The 246-nt window shown below is 45.9% G+C and carries 1 protein-coding gene; it reads right to left on the reverse strand.

Annotation, left to right across the window (positions count from 1 at the left end):
• Positions 1-246, reverse strand: a 246-nt coding sequence (locus tag ACY2RS_RS15725) for a PDZ domain-containing protein (RefSeq protein WP_490099605.1), incomplete at both ends; no start/stop codon positions are given.

Here is a 246-nt window from a genome sequence, read left to right on the forward strand (position 1 = left end):
GTACAATGTAACCTATATCGCCGTTACTTAATTTGCAATACGGTACAGCATCTACTTCCACAGCACCACATTCGATACTTGTTTCTTGTGTTTTTCCTTGACGTTTGTAGCTCACTGCTACCCTAGAGCCTGCATTTCCTTTTAGCAAGTCACGCGGATCGCCTTCATAGCATTCGATTTTCGTACCACCTACTTCGGTAGTGATATCTCCCGCCTGTAAGCCCGCCTTGTCTGCAGGGTAGTCTT

It is taken from the genome of Patiriisocius sp. 208BN25-11 (assembly GCF_058147145.1).